The 20,599-nt window shown below is 34.6% G+C and carries 18 protein-coding genes; 5 read left to right on the forward strand and 13 right to left on the reverse strand.

Going from position 1 to position 20,599, the window contains the following annotated elements; translation table 11 throughout:
- Positions 1–49: 49 nt before the first annotated feature.
- The 3 genes from IIF7_RS13205 to IIF7_RS13215 form a co-directional block, all read right to left on the reverse strand.
- On the reverse strand, positions 50–1,327 hold the full coding sequence (locus IIF7_RS13205; protein ID WP_084842194.1) for a Glu/Leu/Phe/Val family dehydrogenase: 1,278 nt from the start codon (positions 1,325–1,327) through the stop codon (positions 50–52).
- Positions 1,328–1,756: 429 nt separating this feature from the next.
- Positions 1,757–3,073, reverse strand: coding sequence for a sigma-54-dependent transcriptional regulator (locus IIF7_RS13210; protein WP_084842160.1), 1,317 nt, complete (start codon positions 3,071–3,073; stop codon positions 1,757–1,759).
- A gap of 9 nt (positions 3,074–3,082) precedes the next feature.
- Positions 3,083–4,174 (reverse strand): sensor histidine kinase, encoded by a 1,092-nt coding sequence (locus tag IIF7_RS13215; RefSeq protein ID WP_084842161.1) that lies wholly within the window; start codon positions 4,172–4,174, stop codon positions 3,083–3,085.
- A gap of 303 nt (positions 4,175–4,477) precedes the next feature.
- On the opposite strand from IIF7_RS13215, the gene IIF7_RS13220 reads away from it, so the two are divergent.
- Positions 4,478–4,867 (forward strand): hypothetical protein, encoded by a 390-nt coding sequence (locus IIF7_RS13220; protein WP_139801329.1) that lies wholly within the window; start codon positions 4,478–4,480, stop codon positions 4,865–4,867.
- A gap of 182 nt (positions 4,868–5,049) precedes the next feature.
- On the opposite strand, the gene IIF7_RS13225 is transcribed toward IIF7_RS13220, so the two are convergent.
- Together IIF7_RS13225 and IIF7_RS13230 are read right to left on the reverse strand one after the other, a co-directional pair.
- The gene (locus IIF7_RS13225; RefSeq protein WP_084842163.1) at positions 5,050–5,376 is read right to left on the reverse strand and encodes a DMT family transporter; all 327 of its coding nucleotides are present in this window, start codon (positions 5,374–5,376) and stop codon (positions 5,050–5,052) included.
- A gap of 70 nt (positions 5,377–5,446) precedes the next feature.
- Positions 5,447–6,598: a DUF1624 domain-containing protein gene (locus IIF7_RS13230; protein WP_084842164.1), complete on the reverse strand. Its 1,152-nt coding sequence runs from the start codon at positions 6,596–6,598 to the stop codon at positions 5,447–5,449.
- Positions 6,599–7,087: 489 nt separating this feature from the next.
- Between IIF7_RS13230 and IIF7_RS13240 the strand changes: the two genes are divergently transcribed.
- Positions 7,088–8,500 (forward strand): alkaline phosphatase, encoded by a 1,413-nt coding sequence (locus IIF7_RS13240; RefSeq protein WP_084842166.1) that lies wholly within the window; start codon positions 7,088–7,090, stop codon positions 8,498–8,500.
- 189 nt (positions 8,501–8,689) lie between these two features.
- Here the strand turns inward: IIF7_RS13240 and IIF7_RS13245 are convergent, their stop codons facing one another.
- The 4 genes from IIF7_RS13245 to IIF7_RS13260 all read right to left on the reverse strand — a co-directional run bounded on the left by IIF7_RS13245 (position 8,690) and on the right by IIF7_RS13260 (position 12,553).
- On the reverse strand, positions 8,690–9,499 hold the full coding sequence (locus IIF7_RS13245; protein ID WP_084842167.1) for a hypothetical protein: 810 nt from the start codon (positions 9,497–9,499) through the stop codon (positions 8,690–8,692).
- Positions 9,500–9,531: 32 nt separating this feature from the next.
- The gene (locus IIF7_RS13250) at positions 9,532–10,725 is read right to left on the reverse strand and encodes a GTP-binding protein (protein ID WP_084842168.1); all 1,194 of its coding nucleotides are present in this window, start codon (positions 10,723–10,725) and stop codon (positions 9,532–9,534) included.
- A 103-nt stretch (positions 10,726–10,828) separates the two neighbouring features.
- Positions 10,829–11,239, reverse strand: a complete 411-nt coding sequence (locus IIF7_RS13255) for a Fur family transcriptional regulator (RefSeq protein ID WP_084842169.1) — start codon at positions 11,237–11,239, stop codon at positions 10,829–10,831.
- A gap of 147 nt (positions 11,240–11,386) precedes the next feature.
- Complete coding sequence (locus IIF7_RS13260; protein ID WP_084842170.1) at positions 11,387–12,553, reverse strand: hypothetical protein; 1,167 nt, start codon at positions 12,551–12,553, stop codon at positions 11,387–11,389.
- 264 nt (positions 12,554–12,817) lie between these two features.
- Between IIF7_RS13260 and IIF7_RS13265 the strand changes: the two genes are divergently transcribed.
- The 3 genes from IIF7_RS13265 (at position 12,818) to IIF7_RS13275 (ending at position 16,244) form a co-directional block, all read left to right on the forward strand.
- Positions 12,818–14,536: a tetratricopeptide repeat-containing sensor histidine kinase gene (locus IIF7_RS13265; RefSeq protein ID WP_084842171.1), complete on the forward strand. Its 1,719-nt coding sequence runs from the start codon at positions 12,818–12,820 to the stop codon at positions 14,534–14,536.
- Positions 14,537–14,547: 11 nt separating this feature from the next.
- The gene (locus IIF7_RS13270; protein ID WP_084842172.1) at positions 14,548–15,315 is read left to right on the forward strand and encodes a LytR/AlgR family response regulator transcription factor; all 768 of its coding nucleotides are present in this window, start codon (positions 14,548–14,550) and stop codon (positions 15,313–15,315) included.
- Positions 15,316–15,428: 113 nt separating this feature from the next.
- Entirely contained in the window at positions 15,429–16,244 is an 816-nt protein-coding gene (locus IIF7_RS13275; protein WP_084842173.1) for a hypothetical protein, read from the forward strand.
- Positions 16,245–16,373: 129 nt separating this feature from the next.
- On the opposite strand, the gene IIF7_RS13280 is transcribed toward IIF7_RS13275, so the two are convergent.
- The 4 genes from IIF7_RS13280 to IIF7_RS13295 form a co-directional block, all read right to left on the reverse strand.
- On the reverse strand, positions 16,374–16,868 hold the full coding sequence (locus IIF7_RS13280; protein ID WP_176218958.1) for a GNAT family N-acetyltransferase: 495 nt from the start codon (positions 16,866–16,868) through the stop codon (positions 16,374–16,376).
- A 21-nt stretch (positions 16,869–16,889) separates the two neighbouring features.
- Entirely contained in the window at positions 16,890–17,279 is a 390-nt protein-coding gene (locus IIF7_RS13285; RefSeq protein ID WP_084842174.1) for a tautomerase family protein, read from the reverse strand.
- Positions 17,280–17,627: 348 nt separating this feature from the next.
- The gene (locus IIF7_RS13290; protein WP_245801637.1) at positions 17,628–18,872 is read right to left on the reverse strand and encodes a YdcF family protein; all 1,245 of its coding nucleotides are present in this window, start codon (positions 18,870–18,872) and stop codon (positions 17,628–17,630) included.
- A gap of 60 nt (positions 18,873–18,932) precedes the next feature.
- Positions 18,933–20,597 carry a RagB/SusD family nutrient uptake outer membrane protein gene (locus tag IIF7_RS13295; protein ID WP_084842175.1) on the reverse strand — a complete coding sequence of 555 codons (1,665 nt, stop codon included), beginning with the start codon at positions 20,595–20,597 and terminating at the stop codon, positions 18,933–18,935.
- Between the last annotated feature and the right edge of the window lie 2 nt (positions 20,598–20,599).

Consider the following 20,599-nt stretch of genomic DNA (forward strand, 5'->3'; position numbering starts at 1 on the left):
TACAGCTTTAAATTTCTAATTGCAGCATTTCATTTTTCAGCATTAATAACTAAGGGAAAATTCCGCGTTGTTGATAAGCCGTTTCAATTCTAGATATGGCTAGCATATATGCAGCGGTTCTCCAATCGATATTTTTTTCTTGTACTTCACGCTGTATACGTTTAAAGTTTTCTGAAAGTTTTTTCTCCAGTTTTCCCATACTTTCTTCCAGATCCCATAATTCGCCATTTCGGTTTTGTAACCATTCAAAATAGCTGGAAATAACTCCGCCTGAATTACAATATATATCGGGAATAATAGTAACATTATTTTTTAGCAAAATAGCTTCACCTTCACTATCTGTTGGTCCGTTAGCACCTTCTAAGATTAGCGGAGCTTTTATTTTTTCAGCAACAGTAGCGGTGATTTGATTTCCCAATGCTGCCGGAATAATTATATCGCACTCTAAACCAAAGAAATCTTCTGGTGGTATAGCAACCGCATCTGGATAATCTGCAATAGAGCCTTTTCTTGGGTTAGAATGTATTGCTAATGCTTCTACATCGATACCTTCTTTTTTATACAAAGTTGCATGAGCGTCTTGTACGGCTAACAAGCGCGCACCTTCTTTTAGCATAAAATGTGACGCCCAATAACCTACATTACCAAATCCCTGCACAATAAAGGTTTTTCCATCTAAAGTTTCACCTTTGCTTTCCAGGTAAAGTTTTGCTGAAAGGAATACGCCAAATCCGGTAGCACGATCTCTACCTTCTAATCCGCCTACTCCTAGAGGTTTACCAGTAACGATATGGCGGTTATGGGAACGCTCTGAAGTTGGAATGGTAGACATATAGGTATCTGCAATCCAAGCCATGGTTTGTGCGTTTGTATTAATATCTGGAGCGGGAATATCATGCTCTGGCCCTATATTTTCACCAAGGGCATAAGTAAATCGTCGGGTAATACGTTCTAATTCTCCAATAGAATATTTTCTTGGATCTATTTCTATTCCTCCTTTAGCGCCACCAAATGGCAGGCCTGCAAGAGATGTTTTCCAGGTCATCCACATAGCCAAAGCTCTTGCGGCATCGATATCTACGGTGTCGTGATACCGTAAACCACCTTTGTATGGTCCCAGGGCATTATTATGTTGCACCCGATAACCGGTAAAAACTTCTACACTGCCGTCGTCCATTTTTACGGGGAAGTGTACTATAATTTCGCTATTGGAGATTGAAAGAATCTTTCTAATATTAGTATTTAACTCCATACGGTCTGCCGTTTTATTAAACTGGCTCATTACCGTAGCGTGCATAGATTGTTTTTTTGTTTTTTCCTTTTTCATAAGATGTATTGGCACTGCCAAAGGTTATAATATCCCAAGACTTGCCTCGAAATTTAAAATTTGTTTACAACGAATGCCTCGGGGGCTTAACCCGAGGTAGTTTACTTAAAATGTTCACAAAACAACTTTCTGTGGTTTTGCCACGAACAATTTTTTTGATGATCGCAATTAAAGCAAAGTCCCTTAAGCATCTCCTGGGGTAAGAGGCTGCCTAAAGAACTTTTTGAAGCTGACTTATTTTTGGTACGATTAGTTTTCATAATTATTGAGGTTCGTCTATACCTAAAAGTCAAATGCTGTACCCAAAAAAGGAAATTTTTATCTTAAGTTTTTATAGTGTTGAAGTTGAGTTTTTTATGATTTTAAAAAATATTTATTTTTAAAAATTACCGGGCATTTTACCCCTACTAGGGAATTATGAACCACTTGCTATTTTAGTTTATTTCGAAGGGTTTTGCGATCTATGTTAAGAATTTCAGCTGCCTGTGTTTTGTTTTGATCTGTATAGGCTAAAACCCTTAGGATATATTCTTTTTCAACTTCAGCTAAAGATTTAAAAGTAGTATCGTTAGAACTAATATGATATTTAAAATGTTCTGGAAGCTGTTCCGAAGTAATTTCATCATCGCTTAAAATGAGGGTGCGCTGAATGATATTTTCTAATTCTCTCACATTTCCTGGCCAGTCGTAATTTTGTAATAATTCTAATGCTTTGTCACTAAGTGTAGCCTGTTTCCCATATTCTGAACCGTATTTTCGTAAAAAATTATTTGCCAGATATACAATATCACCTTTGTGTGAACGCAGTGGCGGTGTACTTATATTTACAACATTTAAACGGTAATAAAGATCTTCCCGAAACTTCCCGATCTTAACCATTTTATAAAGATCACTATTAGTTGCCGCTATAATGCGTATATCTATTTTCGAGGCATTCTGCTCTCCAATTCGCTGTACTTCTTTTTCCTGAAGGACTCTTAGCAGCCTTGTTTGAACTTTCATTGGAGCATTACCAATTTCATCTAGGAAAATTGTGCCTTTATCTGCCGCCTGAAAAAATCCCTGCCTATTTTCTGAAGCTCCGGTAAATGAACCTTTGGTGTAACCAAATAATTCAGCTTCCAGTAGATCTTCAGGAATACCGCCACAATTCACGGCGATAAAAGCTTGTGCAGCAAATCTGCCTTTGTAATGAATCGCCCTGGCGATAAGCTCTTTTCCCGTGCCGCTTTCACCTTGTATAAGTACCGTTGCTTTATTGTCTTTAACCCGTTCTATAAGATCGATAAGCTTTTGCATTGGTTCAGAATTACCAATAATCCCAGCATAAGAAATACTGTTATTAGCCAACGAATCTCGTGTAGTTTCCTGTAATTTTTGAGGTAAAGCTTTTGCTACGGCATTTTTTAATTCTTCTTTGGTAAAAGGTTTAATAAGATAATCTACAGCTCCAGATTTCATCGCTTCTAAAGCTCCATCTATAGAGGGGAAACCAGTAATAACCAATGTTGGTAATTTAGGATAGTGATCTGATACATATTTTATTAATGCGATCCCATCTACCTGTGGCATTTGCAAATCTGTAATGAGTAGATCAATGCGACTATATTTTAGAATATTTATAGCTTCTAATACATTGGAAGCTTTATAGGCATGAAAGTTTTGATCGTGGAGTTGCCTTTGCAGTAATTCTAACATATCAAAATCGTCATCAACTATTAGAATATTGGCCTTTTTATATGTCATTTTTTAAGCTTATAGTGGTAATGAAATTTGAAAATTACTTCCGTTAGGAACATTGTCTACAATTTTAATTTCGCCCTGATGTGCCTTTACAATCCCGTGCACCACACTTAATCCTAAGCCTGAACCTTCGCCCAGTGGTTTTGTACTGTAAAAAGGATGAAAGACTTTTTTTCGAAGAGATTTTGGAATCCCTGGCCCCTGATCTTTTACTTCCATAAGCAGTGTATCTTTAGTATGGCTAACTAAAATTTCTATATAAGATTTAGGAGAAGAGACGTAAATAGCATTAATAACCAGATTAAAAATTATCTGAGTAAATTGTATAATATCAAGTGGAATAACCAGATTTTCTTCATCAATTGTAAACTGGCAGCTAATTCCTGCTTTTTTAAGGTTTGGTCCTAAAAGCGAAAGCGCCTGTTCTATAATAGGTTTTATTTGCTGAGCTTGTTTTTGGTGTGGCATCTCACAGGCAAAAAACATCAATTTCTTTACGATCTCTCTAGAATATATGCTGGCTTTAATGATCTTGTCTAAATCATTTTTAGTCTGTTCATCATTATTATTAGCGTGGATAAGTTCAGCAAAACCAAGAATATTGCCCAAAGGAGTATTTAACTCGTGCGCTATTCCGGCAGTGATTTCACCAAGTATGGCCAGCCTATCGTTATGTTCCGCTTTTCTGCGTAATAATTCTTCTCGCTGCTTTACACTTTCACGCTCAAAAAAGTCGCTAATTTCTATTGAAATTTGATCTAATAACTGTTGCTCTTCCTCTAAGAAATCGGTAGTATCGAAATAAGTCGAATCATAATAAACCCTAATGTTTCCAATTTTTTCCTGATGGTCTGATAGCTTACCTTCCTGAAAAATATAAGCAGAAGGGATATCGCCTATTTTTATATCAAAGCTAGTATATTTTAGATGAACTATGGCAGCTTCAGGATATCTCCATGCGTTTTTGGTAATTTCACATATCTCTTTTAGTGTGGCCTGCACATCTTCTTGATGTTTTCGCAACGCACTAGATATGCTATAAAGGCAGGTTAATTCTTTAACTCTTTCCTTTAGGCGATCTTCTACTGTAAACTCTTTATTCATTATCTAAATTTCTATGGCTTTTACAGCTATAATTGGGCAATATTCAATATGATTTTATATAAAGTTTAAAATCAAACTCTAGTCGATTCATTATCAGTTTGCTACTATTTTTATCTTTAAAAACATGCCGGGGTGTTTTTACTCAGTGGTTCAATTATACTCAAATTTATTGTTTTTTTCTGAAATAAAATGTGAAGTATAATGCTGTAAATCAGTTTTCTATGAAATCTTAAACAGTTCAGTTAATATATCGGTATGGGCTTTGTCTTTATGCTTTTGTGTCTAACATATTTAAGATAAGTATTGAATATCAATTTTTTTGAACAGGTATATTCCTATAGAGAACTCTGTATTAAAAAGGATTTAAGAGAAATCGCCATGTGGGGACGCCTTCTTGAAGATATAAATGAAGAATTAGGAGATCTTATTAAACTAGAAAAGCAGATGATAAACAATCTAAAACTGGCCGGTACCTTACAGGCATTGCGTAGAGATGTGATTTTATGTACAGCTGGGTTTTGCAAGTTTGAACAGGAACTTCAGAAGGAATTAGAATATGGGAAAAATGAATACGGGGATCTTCATATTCAACTAATAGAAAAGCATCGTATGCGTTATCTCAAGATTGTTGAAAATCTGGCCATGTTAAAAAGAAATGTACACCAAAGATTACTAGAAAAGAGAATAAAATAAGCACTAAAATTATACATTTTGAGACGATTCAAATTTCTTATTATCATCACATTTGTTGCCCTTTTAAGTATTCTGTTATTATGCTGGTTATTTCCTGCACCGGTATTTCAGAATAGTTAATTTAGTGAATGAGCAATCGATTAGCGAGATAAAGAATGCTGGTTTTTTGTTGCCTTACATTTTCAATGGGAAACCAATTTTAAACCAATGATAGAGCCAATAAGTGTAGTAATAAAAAACAATCGCCAAAATGTTGCAGGTTCTTTAAAAACAAATATTCCTAAAAGTACGGTACCGGCCGCACCAATTCCCGTCCAAACTGCGTAAGCTGTACCAATAGGAAGTACCTTTGTTACTTTTACAAGCAGAGTCATGCTAAGAAAAAGACAGATTAAAAACCCGCCAAACCAAAGTTTAGAGATTATTCCTTCAGTATGATTTGCCTTACCAAGACATATAGCAAAAAGCATTTCAAACAAGCCGGCAATAATTAGAAGTATCCAGTTCATAGCTTAAAAATTTCAGCAAAAATAGAAAGAATTAGAGACAGAATATTAATAAGTATCCTGATCCTTTTTACTAAAAGTATTTTAAAATTCGATTCGTAGATCTTTTTTTAAAGGTGCCAAATTTTTTAGCCGGCCAGTAAAGCAACATGCTCAATGCAATAGCTATGAGCCATACATATGCAATATGATTTACACCAAAGTATGCACCTTGATTAGCACCAAATGTTGTGTTCAATATTTGATAAGCGATAAGTAGGATGTATAAATGAGATACGTATACAAACATAGGAACACTACCAAAAGTTTTAAATACGAGCATCCATGGTCGCTCAAAGCGTTCGATGAAGTAAAGAACAAAACAACCAATTCCAAGTGTTAACAATAAAAAATCTAGTGACGGAGGGTACTTTGTAAAATTAATGAAAGACATTATACTTTCTATTGGCGAGGAATGAATTTGCCAGTGGTTAGTTTCTCCGTAGAGATTGAAACCACGTAGTAGGCCTAGAAATGTTAATGATGTAAATGCGCTGGCTAGAAGATATTTATGTCGGATTTTGGTAAATTTTGTATTCGTATACAGTACCCCAGCGTAGTAGCCCATAAAAATAACTCCTATCCACGGAAGTACCGGATAAGAAACTTTAATATTTAAAATATCAGATTGGAGAAGGTACCCACGATCATGTAGTATAGTCCATAACGGGAAGGCTATTTCATTGGGCTGTAAGTTTATAGAGGCTAATAGATTATGTCCAAAAATGATCAACAGACCTAAACCACCTATTAAATATCTTGGTAATTTAATTACTAAAGCCAATGAGATCATGCTTAGACCAATGGCCCAAATGACCTGAAGGTATAAATTTTGATAGTTTCCGAACCATGAAAAATTTATAAGTGTGATTTCTAAAACAATCAAGAATAAGCCCCGTTTCAATAAAAAGGGCTGAAGATCACGTTTTGGTTTCTGAATTGGATTTTGGTATAAATATGCAGAGAGCCCGGTTAGAAATACAAATATAGGTGCACAAAAATGAGCACTTAATCGTGTAAAGAATAAAGAGGGATCTGTATGTTGAATATTCATGGGATCTGTTACCTGATGATGATAAAAGAAACGTTCTCGAACGTGGTCTACTATCATTAGTAAAATAACCAGGCCACGAAGAATATCAATAGAATGAATTCGTTTTGAGGTACTTTTTATTTTGTGGGACATTTTTAAAGAGTGCTGAGTTGTAAAATCACTGAACCAAAAGCTAAGCTTATAGTACTTTTACAATTAGTTTAGAAGTTCTACTAGTACGATAAGTACGTAATTATCTTTACGATTGAGGGATAGGTTCACTGTTTTAATTTTGTATTGTCCCTCGAGATGATTCAACATTTTTTCCTTTATAATGGAATCTATTTTAAAGGGATTTTCAAAATCAATGGGAGCAATGAGCTCATGATTAAAAACTTTTGTATTCATGAATCTTTTTTGAGTCTCTAATTAAACTTTGTTGCAATAACGTAATTTTTTATTAAATTATTTCCAGGCTAAGTCATAAAATAAGATTAGATAGAATTACCATGATTCTGAATTTATATAACTGACTGATTCAGTATTTGCTAAGTATTAATTTTCACTATTTAAAAAGTTAACATCTAAATAATGTGAAACTTGTCTAATTAAATTAATTTTAACGCAACTAATATGCGTTAAATGAAAAGAAGAGATTTTTTTAAGAATGGTAGTCTTTTTGCCTTTGGAGGTCTAGTAAGTGATTTTCATTCTAATTTATGGCTTGATAATAAAGACGAATTTGGCTCTAAGAAAGCTAAAAATATCATATTTATGGTAAGTGATGGTATGAGTACCGGAACACTGAATATGGCAGATCGACTCTTGTATTTGAAAAATGGCAAAGGTAGTCACTGGTTAGAATTATATCGGGAAGGCAAAATAAACAGGGCGCTTATGGACACAGCCTCTGCAGATTCAATGGTTACCGATTCGGCCGCCGCCAGTTCCTCATGGGGTGGTGGAAAGCGTGTCCCTAATGGGTCATTAAATGTTTCTGCAAGCGGAGAGAAGCACCTACCCATATGGCAAAAATTTAAACAATCTGGTAAAAAGGTAGGATGTGTCACTACGGTTCCGATCACCCACGCTACTCCGGCTGGTTTTTGTGTTATGCAGAAAGATCGAGGCGATCAGGATCAAATCGCTCTAGATTATTTAGATATTGAATTTGATGTGATGATGGGTGGCGGTAATGAGAATTTTGCTGCTGACAAGCGAGGAGATGGTCGTGATCTTTATAGTGCGTTTGAATCCAAAAATTATAAGGTTTTTAAGAACCGAGGTGAACTAATGAATTACAGGGGCAAACAACCTATGTTAGGAGTTTTTTCAGATGACGGGCTACCCTACGCTCTAGATCGAGCTCATGATAGCGATTTAAGTGAAAATACACCCTCGCTTGCAGAAATGTCCAAAAAAGCAATAGACTATCTTTCTACAAATAGCGATGATGGTTTCGTTTTACAAATTGAGGGAGGAAAAGTAGATTGGGCTGCCCATGCAAATGACGCTTCAGCATTACTTTACGATCAGATAGCTTTTGACGAAGCGATCAAAGAGGTTATCGATTTTGCAGAGAGTGATCAGGAAACTTTAGTAATTATTACTACTGATCATGGAAATGCTAATCCAGGCTTAATAAAAAGTCATGAGGTTGATGAAAATTTTAATCATTTAAGTCACTTCACTCATACCAATGCCTGGCTATTAAATAAGATTAAAACGGAGGCCAACTCTTTTGCGTCAATAAGGGAATTGATTGCAGACGTTAATGGGAATCAAACCATTACAAAAGACCAGGCTAAAACCTTAATGAATTATTATACAAAAAGTAATGAGGGATTATATAATACTAACAATTTACCATTTGGTCCACTTGCTGAAATGCAAAAGGATTATACTTCTATAGGTTGGATTAGTATGAATCATTCCGGAGATTATGTAGAACTTGCAGCTTATGGTCCTGGGAGTGATCAGCTTAATCCTTTTGTGAAGAATTACGAACTGCATAATTTTATGTTGAAGGTAGCAGAAGTAGAAAATAAATTTTAGACAGATTTTTTGTAGAAAAATGTATAAACAAAGAGGGGATTGAAAAATCCCCTCTTTGTTTATAAAATAACCGGTAAAGATGGCTGTAAAAAGTGATTAATTGTAAAACCAACCATTATGAAACTTTACCGGCTTGTTAAAATTTATTTATTGGCACCGCCAAAGGGTATAAAGCCCCGAGGTAGTTTACTATTTGAGCTTAACGCTCCTTTTAACATCATTATACTCTCCGTCTATTGGGTTTCCTTCAGAATCTAAAAGTTGCAACCTAATATTTACTTCTCCTTTTGGAAGTCCTTTGATGATGTATGGTTGCCATTTTTTGATTTCAAAAACATTCCCATTGATCGTTGCTTTTACATAGTTTCCATTTTCAGAGAGTGTTGTATTCAATAAGAAAAAATCCAGCATTAGATTTTTAGTATCTTCTCCTGAGTATTCTCCTTTTGGTCGGCTATAAATCAAGGTAGGCTTGTTAAAGTCTACATTGGTTTGTGCTGCGGTTGATTCTCCCACTTTGATCGTCTTAGCGACATAAGAATTTTCATTTTTTACCGATTCGTGATACGATCTACTTAAAAATGCTACGATATGGTGGGTGCCTTCGGTGAATTCTTTTGAAAAATCAGAATTGTAGTGTGCCGAATAAGGTTTATTGTCCACAATAAAATGAATATGCTGTCCTTTTCCTGAATTAGCCAATGAAGAGGTGATACTGTTTTTGGTAGTTTGAGCTCCCAGTTCATAATTTTCTACTTCAAACTGAAAATCCAAAGTGTTTTCGCTGAATTGATTATCAACCGGCACAGTTAATTTGAGTTTAGCGTCCTTGTAGGCTGGAGAATCTGTTAAGGCTACAATACTTATTTTTGAAACCTCATTTTCTTGCGAAGCAACTTCTTCATCAGAATCGTGTGTTTCTTGTTTATTTTGATTTTTACAAGCTGTAAAGCTTAGTAGGGCTATAAGACCATAAATTGATAATTTTCTATATTTCATTTTTTGGATACTTTTACAGTTATACTTTAATTTTAAACGGGCCAGTTATCTTCTAAGGTTAGGTTTCCATTACGCCATTTTTCGAGTTCTAAATTATTGAGTAAGCAGGCATTTAGTTGATTTCTTAGTTGTTGCTTATCGTAATCTATTCCAATAAAGACTAATTCATTCTTACGATCGCCTAGTTCAGGATCCCATTGAAGTTCTATAGTGTCTTGATTCTCTAAAAAAACTGGATGATCGATGCGTTCATTAAAGGGCATTGACGCCCACCATACTCCGGCGGGATCTGTTTTAAAAGATCCACCTGCGCTACTCCAAATGAGTGCCTGATCGGGACGAGAGGCTAGCCAGAATAATCCCTTACTTCTAATTATCCCGTGAGGGAAGTTTGCCATTAGGAATTGAAATAAACGTTCAGGATGAAATGGAAGTTTTTCTTTAAAAGTAATTGAACTAATGCCATATTCTTCTGTTTCTGGGGTATGTTTATTTTCCAATTCTTTGATCCATCCTGCAGATGCTTCAGCTTTTTGGAAATCAAAATAACCCGTGTTGATTACTTCCTTATAATCAACTTTAGAATGCTGAGTCTCTAGAATTTTAGCTTCAGGGTTCAAAGCTTTTATTATCCTCTGAACATGTTGCAATTCCTGTTTTGATACCAGATCAGTTTTATTCAGGACGATAACATTAGCAAATTCAATTTGGTCTGTAAGTAAATTAACTATACTTCGATGATCTTCCTTATCACTAGCCATTTCACGATCCTCAAGAAGTTCTGCACTAGAAAAATCATTCAAAAAATTAAACGCGTCGACTACAGTTAACATACAGTCGATATAGCTAAAATCTTTGAGATTATACAGACCTTCGTAATCTTCAAAGCTAAAGGTTTGTGCTACGGGTATGGGTTCAGAAATCCCAGTACTTTCAATAATTAGATAATCGAAGCGATTCTCTTTTGCAAGTCGTTGTACCTCTATCATGAGGTCTTCACGTAATGTGCAACAGATGCAACCATTGCTCATTTCGACTAATTTCTCTTCTGTTTTTGAAAGGGTATGTTGATTTTCTACAAATTGCGCATCGATATTAATTTCGCTCATATCGTTTACAATGACAGCTAGTTTCATTCCTTCTCTGTTATGAAGAAGGTGATTAAGCAAGGTCGTTTTTCCTGCTCCTAGAAAACCACTAAGTACGGTAACCGGAAGTTTGCGCATATCTTTATATTTTGATATACGTCAAAAGTATGAAAAGCTTTTTAATAAAAGCAACAAAGTTGCGTTAAAAATAAAAAATTATGGCTAAGCTTATGGTTTAGATTTAATTAGTTGAGCTGATGCAACGCTTACAAGTCCCGATGATAAGCAGTTGTGTTTCTCTAATATTATATCCGGGCAGTTGAGGAACTTTTACAGTATTTGGTAAACACTCTACATTACCACATACTTCACATTGAAAATGTAAGTGATTATGAATATGCTGTGGAGGCTCTTCATTACAAGTTTTACAAAGCGCGTAAAAAGATTTGCCGTTTTGTCCCGTAACAAAATGAATTTTACCGGCTTCAACGAATCGATCTAACATTCGATACACTGTTGTTTTATTGATATGATCTTCTAATTGCTCTCTAATTTCATCAGCAGTTAAAGCCTTTTCAGCATTTTTCAAGAGGTCTAAAACCGCTTTTTGATGTTTTGTGTTTCTTGTTTTTTTACTCTCCGTAGTTTTCATAATCCTCCCTTTTATTACGTAAATGTAAGCTTTATCAAAAAAACTAAAAAATCACCTATTTTTCGTTTAAAACTAAAAGCAGGCCATTAAAGCCTGCTTTCGAATCAAAATTTGAAAAATGAAAAATATAAAAAATAAAACTACTTATTAGTGTTCATGAGCATCTTCCGAGGCCGGCGACATTACAAGAGTAATATCGGTTTCAAAAGTTAAACCTACAGTGGTTTCCGCTTGTACTTTAATTAAATATTCTCCTGCTGTAAGATTATGGTTATGAGCCACAGTTATTTGTCCTGTTTCCTGGTCGATACTTATAATACCGGCTTCATTCGCAAAGGCTGCACCATCTTTTTGTATATTCAGAATTGAAAATGATTGTTTGTATTGAGCAGGGTAGACGTTAGGAGCTGGTGATTGATAGTTTTCATGTAGTGCGATATGCAAACGGTTTGTTAGAATAGTAAGGTCAAGATCAGGATAAAAGGTGCCATACAGAAATTTGATTTCAGGGATAAATCGCACACGAAATTGTCTTGTTGCCAAAGTGAAACCATCTCTGCTTAAGGAGGCTATAAGATCATAGGTCCATTCTGCCTCCTGATCGGGATCACCTGCATTTTCATCAAATGAAATTTGGTTATTTTCTACGAAAACCTTCCCGTCCGGTCGTCCGTTTTGGTGTAAATCCCACTGAGTGTTTTCAAGATCCAATTCGTAGGTAGAAAGATGGTAGGTTATGCTATCACTTGTTCCGTACATTTGATATGCAAATGGAATACGTAATTCATTATCCATTTCGTCTATATCAATTTCTGCAGGAGCAATTTTTACAAAGAATGTTTTACTTACCGGTAAGAATGTTGGATAGGCACTTGCTGTAAGTGTAATTTTGTAAGCTTCCGGTAGTCTTTTTCCAGTTATGGACGAGTTAAAATTATTGGGATATAGTTCCTGACTTTGAATTGAAAATTGGTTATTCAATGTGTCTATAACAATTCCTGTGTCTAAAACATCTTCTAAGCTTTTATTATCAGTGATATTTATATTCTCATGGTTAAATAGCATTTCAAAACTTACATTTTGATCTTTATAATCTTCGGGCAGTTCCGCATAGAAGTCTTCCCCATAAGTTAGCTTAATCGTATCTGGTAAAGTGATAGGGGCCAGGTAACCCGTGGGCTCGATTTCTGGTGGAGGTTCAGGTGTTTCTTCTACATCAGTGTCAATCATGAAATCATCAGAGCTATCGCAGGCGCTAAATAAAAATAGAAATATGGCTAGTTGCCATAATCTGGTAAAATAAAATTTGGTCATTGTTTTTTTGTGCAAGAATAGCAGTTTTTATAATTAAAAGCAACATTGTTGCATTAAATATATTTTACCGATTAATCTTCCACTGCTTGTACGATCTCGTTCAGGATTTTATAGTTCCCAAATCATTTTTTAAGTCATAAAAAAATAAGAATTAGAAACAGAAACTTAAGAAGCTTCACTATTAAAATTGAATGATATTTTATCTAATTTCTAAAGCCTTCGCTTAAAATTTTAATAATTTTGTACATCGCCCAACTAATCAACATGCAACTTTCTTTAAGGACAATATTAGTGCTTTTAGGCATTCTTTTTTCGCTTAATCTTAGCAGTCAGTCTCAAAAGTCTTTTGAATTTCAAACTATAGATTCCTTATTGCAGGCGCAAAATTATGCCTTAGCTAAAACTAAAGTTTCTAAACTGCTAACAATCCAAAATGATGATTCTTTAAGCGCTAAAGTGCATTTGTATTTAGGCAAAATAGAATTACTTACCGGGAATATAGATACAGCACTTGCTGAATATTTTAAAGCTAAAGCACATCAAAATTATTTAAGCCTTCAGGATAAAGTCAATTTGTTTTCAGGCGTAGGAGTTATATATTCTAAATCTCAGAATTTTGAAGATGCCATTATAAATTTTGAAGAAGCTTTAAATTATGCTGAAACTGATTTAGATCGTTTAAAAATCCTGGTAAATCTTGGTAGCGTTTCTATGGAAGCTGACAAAGGGCAGCAGGTAAGCAAAATTTACAACGAAGCACTGGCAATCACTAGAAAGCTTGAAGAATACGGTGTAGAAGCTATTATTTATACCAATCTTAGTAATTATTATCTTAAAGAGCGCAACTGGAAAAAAGCGGAAGAAAGCGCAAAAAAAAGTCTGCATTTAAGAGATTCGTTAAAAATGCCGGTTTCAGTAATTACTTTAAATAATCTTGGCTATGCACAGGTAAATAGTGGAAATATAGAAAACGGAATCAAAAACTACAATAAAGCCTTAAAGGATGCTAATTTGCAAGAAAAAATTCAGCTTTTATACAATTTAAGGAGCGCAAATATTGCTGCGGGAGACTACCAGACAGCATTACGATATTACGACCAATATGATAGTGTAAAGGATATTGCTGCCAGTAAAAACTACGAACAAAAAATTGCTGATATCAGGACGGCTTATGAAACTGTAGAGAAAGAGAAAAAAATAGCCTTACTGGAAGCCGAAAATAAGATTAGAAAACGCGAATTGATTTGGATTATTATAGCCGGACTCGTTTTATTATTAGCATTAGGAATTGGTGGCTATTTTAGGATGAAACACATTAAGATTCGGCAAAAATTAGAGCAATCTCATTTAAGAAGTAAATTTTTAAGATTGCAGCTTAATCCTCATTTTTTGTTTAATGCCCTGCAACAGGTTCAGTTCTATATTTATAAGAACGAGCGTGAAACTTCTATGCAATATCTGGATAATTTTGGAAAACTTATAAGATCGGTTTTAGAACATTCAGATTCAGATTTTATTAAACTAAGTGAGGAAATTGCGATGCTTCATAATTATTTAAGTTTACAGGAAAATGCTATTGCAACAGATTTTTCGTTTCTAATTAAATGTGATGCTGCAATTTCTGCCGAAGAAATAAGGATACCGGCAATGCTATTACAGCCATTTGTAGAAAATGCGGTTATTCATGGCGCTAAAGGAAGACCAAATAATCCCAAAGTTGAGGTTTTATTTAAAACAACAGAAGCTAAGCATAAAATAAGCGTTGAAATTATCGATAATGGCCTGGGAATTCAGCAAAAACAAAGAAATATTCAGCATGATAAATTACATCGATCTATGGGGCAGGATATTCTCAAAAAGAGAATGCAAGAGCTAAATACAATAAATCAAATTAAAATAGATTTAGAAATTAGCAATGCTACTAAAGATGAAAAATACCCGGGAACAAGGGTGAAACTTATTATCCCTTTTGTTGACGTTTAAATAAGCTGCAGATGGATTTAGAAAGTAAAAAGGATTATTTACGAGTGCTTATTGTAGAAGATAACTATGCATCTTTGGCAATGCTTAGCGAAATTCTTAAAACAAATTTTGGTTTCGAAATTTGTGCTGTAAGTACTTTAAAAGAAGCTAGTGATAAAGTGGTTTCTTTTTTACCAGAATTGCTGATTTTAGATATTAATTTACCCGACGGAAATTCTATAGATTTTCTTGAAAACCTGTATCAACAGGGTTATCCAGAATTTAAGGTTATTTTTACCACTGCCTATGCCAACTACGCTGTAGATGCTTTTAAACTGAGTGCTTTAGATTTTTTACTGAAGCCCATAGCGCCACAAAACCTTATAAAATCTGTAGAAAAGGTCTTGAAAAATATTTCTGCTGAAAATTATAGAAAACAGCTGGAAACTTTATTTCTTAACGAGAGGCAAAAACAGGATAAAAAGATTGTTTTGAAAACGCAGGATGATATTCATATTGTAAGCTTAAAAGATATTATCCAGGCACAATCTGATAACAATTATACTTTATTTCATCTGGCGAACACTAAAAATGTTTTAGTGTCTAAATCGCTAAAGAATTTTGAAAATGAACTCTCAAAATATGGATTTTTAAGAGTGCATCAATCACACCTAATAAATAGTGCACATATTGCTTCATATAATCGAAAAAAGCAATTTGTGGTTTTAAGCGAGGGGGTAGAAGTGCCGGTTTCTCAAAATAAAAAGCATTTGTTACTCAACTTCTTCAACGAATTCTAACCAAATAGCAGCAAATTCTAATACACACGCAGCAGTTACTAAAGCCTTTTAAATTCTGAATAACAGGTGTTTTTTGAGATGTATATTTGAACTTGAATCGCAATAAATATCTCATGAAAACAAAGCTTTATATTTTTGTACTTGGCTTTTTTATGATCTCTAGTGGTCTTCAGGCACAATTATTCAATAAGATTAAAGGTAAAATTGAAGATAAAGCAGCAGAAGTTGTAGAAGAAGGATTAAACGCTGGGAAAAAGAATAAAAATACGAAGTCTAGATCTGGTAGAATTCAGTTAGGAGAAGTTATGGATTTTAATCCGGCAGATTCGATAATTTATGCTACTAATTTTTCAAGAACTAAAGTAGGTTCAATGCCGCAAGACTGGAAAACAACAGGATCTGGATCTGTAATTCCTGTAAGCCAGATAGGAGGGAACTGGTTAAAAATGTCTGAGCGTACTTCGTATAAATTAAATAAATCTTTATACTATCCAGAAGATTTTACGGTAGAATTTGATCTTTTGGTAGCAGCAGATAAAGTAGATGATCTTTCGTCTTTATACTTTGGTTTCACTAAAGATAATAGTTTAAGCAGATGGATTTCTTCAAATAATATTTGGTATACAGAATTGCAGTATATGAATAATAACGATGTTGTTGTTAGCAGTCCTTCAGCAGATATTTACCAGGCTTTAAATTACGATTTAGAAACCTATGCAAACCAGGTAATGCATATAGCGATTGAAGTACACCAGGACCAGGTAAAGATATTTTTAGACGGGAATAAGATAGCCGATACAAAATTATTTAACAGAGAGAAAGCAAAGCATTTCTTTATTAGTAGTCCGCTGCGCCAAAATCATAATTCAACAACTTTAATCAGTAATTTTAAAATTAGCGTTTATAAAGATTTACTTTCGAAGTTGTAAAAAGTACCATAATCATACAGCTGATATTCGATAAAAATTAGACTTGTTTTTATCGAATATTAGTTATTCTTTTTATTGGCACCGCCAAAGGGTAATCCCCCGAGGTAGTTTACTGTTGGGAATGATTGCTTAAAAATTACCTACCACGCTTGCCAAAACAATAGATGTCTCTACTTGTCTTTCAGGAATATTCCAATAATTTTTTAAAAGTTTATTCTTCTCGGTTTCGGGTAAAACTTTAAAGCCGTTCTTGGTGTAAAAACTAATTGCCCAGGATGCACTGGCCCAGGTTCCAATCAAAATAGGTGTTTTAGACATTTGGATGAGATGTCTAAGTAATTTACCTCCTATCCCTTTTTGTCTTTCTGAAGTTCGCACATAAGCATGCCTAATTAAAGTGACGTCGTTTTTAAATTGTATTCCCATAACGCCCAATATCTTATTATTTTCTTCGAAGTTCCAGAATTCTACACCTTCAATAATCTGTTCTTGCAATTCTTCTTCAGTCATGTATGGTTCTTTCCATCGATCGCTGGGGATTACGCCTTTATAGGCTATTGAAGCATCGTTAATAATTTCGTGTATTGTTGCAAAATCTTTCTTAGGATCACTTTTTATAATCATACAATTTAAATTCGGTTTAATTTAGACTTCAATTTTATAATTTAAAGAAACCTCGTCGCCCGTCATTCCTCTAAATCCCCAATTTGATGCCGGACTTTCTAGTATAACAATCTCAATATCTATTGTAGAAATATGCAATTGTTCATGGATTTCTTTAAACAACATTTTAATAAGATTCTTTTTGGTTGTGACGGTTCTTCCGGCAATCATCATGATTTCTATGATGATGTATTTATCTGTTCTTCCTTCAGGATAATAAAAATCTTCTTTTTCAAGATTTATAAATCTATGAGCCCTTTTGTTTTTAGGAAAACTCAAGGCTTCAACCACACAATAATGAATAATATCTGATAGTTGAGATTTGATATTTTTCAGGTTTGTTTTTAATCCGTAAACTTTTATTTGTGACATCCTGATTTTATTAGGTTGAGAAATAACTATAACGGTTTTGTATAGGGATTAGTGCAATTTCAATAAATTTATCTAAAAAACATCGAATATTGGCTAGATGCCGGTTATAAATTATTGCGATACGGTCTCTACTAAATTTTTTCAGTTTTGCTGATAAAAAAGAGATTGTAGGTTTTCCTTATTGGCACTGCCAAAGGGTATAATACCCCGAGGTAGTTTACTGCAGAAGAATGTAAAACGACCTAAAAACAATAAACCCCGCTAAAAGCGAGGTTTGATATCATGATCATTATAAAATTGAAAATGAAGCTCAATTTTCCTGTTTTTAAAAAGGTTTAATCACCAAAACTAAGGATCTAAAGGTTCTAAAGGATTTTGTTGAATAGCAGTTTTTAGCGGTAGAAATTCTACAGCAGTAGCATTGATTCTGGATTTAATTTCGGCTGGTAAGTATCCTAATTCCTGCATACATCTCTCTGTAAAATTTTCACTACTCACATATTGGCTATGGCTGTTGTTGGTTACCACGATATGAATCTTATCCATTGGGAAGCCATATTTTTGATATAATCTGGCGGCATTTCTTAAATTGGTAGTGGTATGCCGTGCATGTGGCTCTATTAAGATATGCTCTTCTGGAATATGATATTCATTAATTAATTCTTTTTTCATTTCTATAGCTTCGCAATACTCAGCTCTAAATGGATGAGCATGGCCACCGCTAACCACGATTATAGGAGCTTTGCCCTCCTGATATTCTTTTACACCCAGTTTTATATTTAGCTTTCCTAAAGCCGAGAGGCGATCGCTGTAATTTTCTGGACCGTTACCCAAAATTAAAATAGATGCATATTTAAAATCCTCAAAATTGATATTCTTTATATTTTGAGCTGCTTTTTTATTTTCTTTCTCTTCAAGTGGTTCGTATCTGGCAGCTTCATCACGATGATTTAAATAGAGTAGGGATAGCGCAAAATTAAGTGAAGGGCTAAACCAGGTTTCCTTCGGTTTTAATTCAGCAAAATTATGCTGGCTCCACATTTTTACTGCGCCCTTATAATAATTGGAGTTTACATCGTAAGAAACCGAATCTATAGTGGCATATTGTGGCATTTCTCCTTTCCCGTAAATGCTTAAGGTGTGATTTATACCTTTTGCATTTAACGCCCATATTTTTTTAAGAAATTCCTGATCTTCTAGATCCTCATATAAAATATACGCGCCAGAATCACGAATATCGGCCTTTATAAAATCCCGAAATTTTTTCGAATTTTTGTAATGCCTGTATAAACTCTCCAGGATTTGTGCCGACTCATTTTGGTTTATCAAATAAGGATCAATAAGGCTATCCAGATTGTTGGTGTTACTTTTTAATACTTCGGAAATTTCATTTTTTTGATTTTCCAGTACTTCTGAAAGTTTATTATCCTGAATAAGTAGTTCTTTAATTTCAGGATTGTTTTCTATCGCATAAAGAAAATAGAAGTTTTTCTTCGCCAGTGTTTTATATACCTTAGGATTGTTTATTCCCTGCGCATGGGTTGAAAGATAGGCTACAAAAAACACTAAAGTTAAAAGCTGTTTTTTCATCATCTATAAAAATAAAAAACAGGGGCTGAAACCAACCCCTGTAGAACTCAAAATCAAATCAAATTAATACCCATTATTTTGGGTAACTAAATCTTCTTCAATACCATCGATATAAGCTTGTGGTATTGGCATATATTCATTTTTTCCTGCTGTAAAATTGGCATTGGATAAATGTGTTCTTCGGGTTCTTTCAATAGTCAGATAATCATTAATTACCTCATCAGCGATACCCCAGCGAACAAGATTAAAGAATCGATGTCCTTCTAAAGCTAATTCTAATCTAGACTCGGTTCTTACTGCTTCTATGGCTGCATTTTGATTTGTCCAAGGTGTATTATAAAGCTCAATTTGATAATTACCGGCATCCTGAGACCCATCTAGTGTTTGTACGTAAGCCGAGTTTTTAGCTCGTTGCCTTATTTGGTTTACTAATTGACGAGCTTCTTCAAGCTGCCCTAATTCGGCTGCGGCTTCAGCTCTCCATAAGATAACTTCACCAAATCGAATAATGTAATAATTTAAAGCACTAACATAAGGCCAAACTTGTAAGTGATAAGCCGAGTTTGCAGAAACTATTCGTTTTTTAGGACTAAACTCTCCATAAGTAGCCAAATCTCTGGCCCAATTGGCCTCGTAAAGAATATTAAGATCTTTATAAGGTATTCCTGGTCTCCCTAAGGTAATATCTATCCTTGGATCTACAGGATCGCTATCGGTTAGATTCTCGTTGCTGTTTGCAGGTAAACCATCTGATGTTACTTTAAAAGCATTTACAAGGTTTTGTGAAGGTCTATGAAAGCCATATTGCGAATAATATGGACCTCCCGGTGCTAATAAACGATCACCAATACTACCATTGTAGTTGCTTGGTTGACCATCATTAATGGAATGCTGAACGGCAAATATTACTTCTTGGTTATTATCATTTTCTGGTAAGAATAATTCCTGAAAATCTCCCATCAAACTATAGTTACTATTCATAACGGCAGTAGTCGCATCATAAGCTAATTGCCATTCTCCCTGAAATAAAAAGGTTTTTGCCAAATAAGCCTGGGCAGCAATACGTGTAGGCCTTCCGGCTTCTTCCTGAGTTTCAGGTAATACTTCACGAGCAGCTTCAAAATCGGCTTCAATTTTACTCCATAATTCTTCAGAAGTATATTCTGTATTCGATTTTGCATAATCTTCAACCTCTGCGGCAGTTTCGTCGATATAAGGAATATGATTATAGATTTTTTTCAGCTCAAAATAATAATGTCCGCGTAAAAATCGTAATTCGGCCTGGCGCTGTGCTCTTAAATTTTGATCGAAACCTTCAGAAGCTGCTAAAAGACGCATAGCTTCATTTACTCTTTTCACACCTTCGTAAAGTGCCATCCATTTACGCTCGATATCCAGCGTTGTAGGATTGGTATTGAAAATTTCCATCTGGTGAATGTTGTTTTGATCACCAGTTCCGCCTCCACCTTTATACGCATCGTCTGAAATTACATCCCCAAAGCTCCAGTTTGAAGCGGGAGAGTTGTAAGCGTTAGAAGCGCCATCAAATTGTCCGTTTAATATACTATATGCTGAAATTATTGCTCTTTCAACATTTTCAGGATTCGTCATTTCGCTGGGAGAAACTTCTCCGTAAGTAACTTCATCCAAATAATCATCTGAGCATGATATGGTGCTTATACCAACAAATACAAGCACGATTTTTATAATTCTAGAATTAATTTTCATTT

Source organism: Zunongwangia atlantica 22II14-10F7, assembly GCF_002094855.1.
GTDB lineage: Bacteria > Bacteroidota > Bacteroidia > Flavobacteriales > Flavobacteriaceae > Zunongwangia > Zunongwangia atlantica.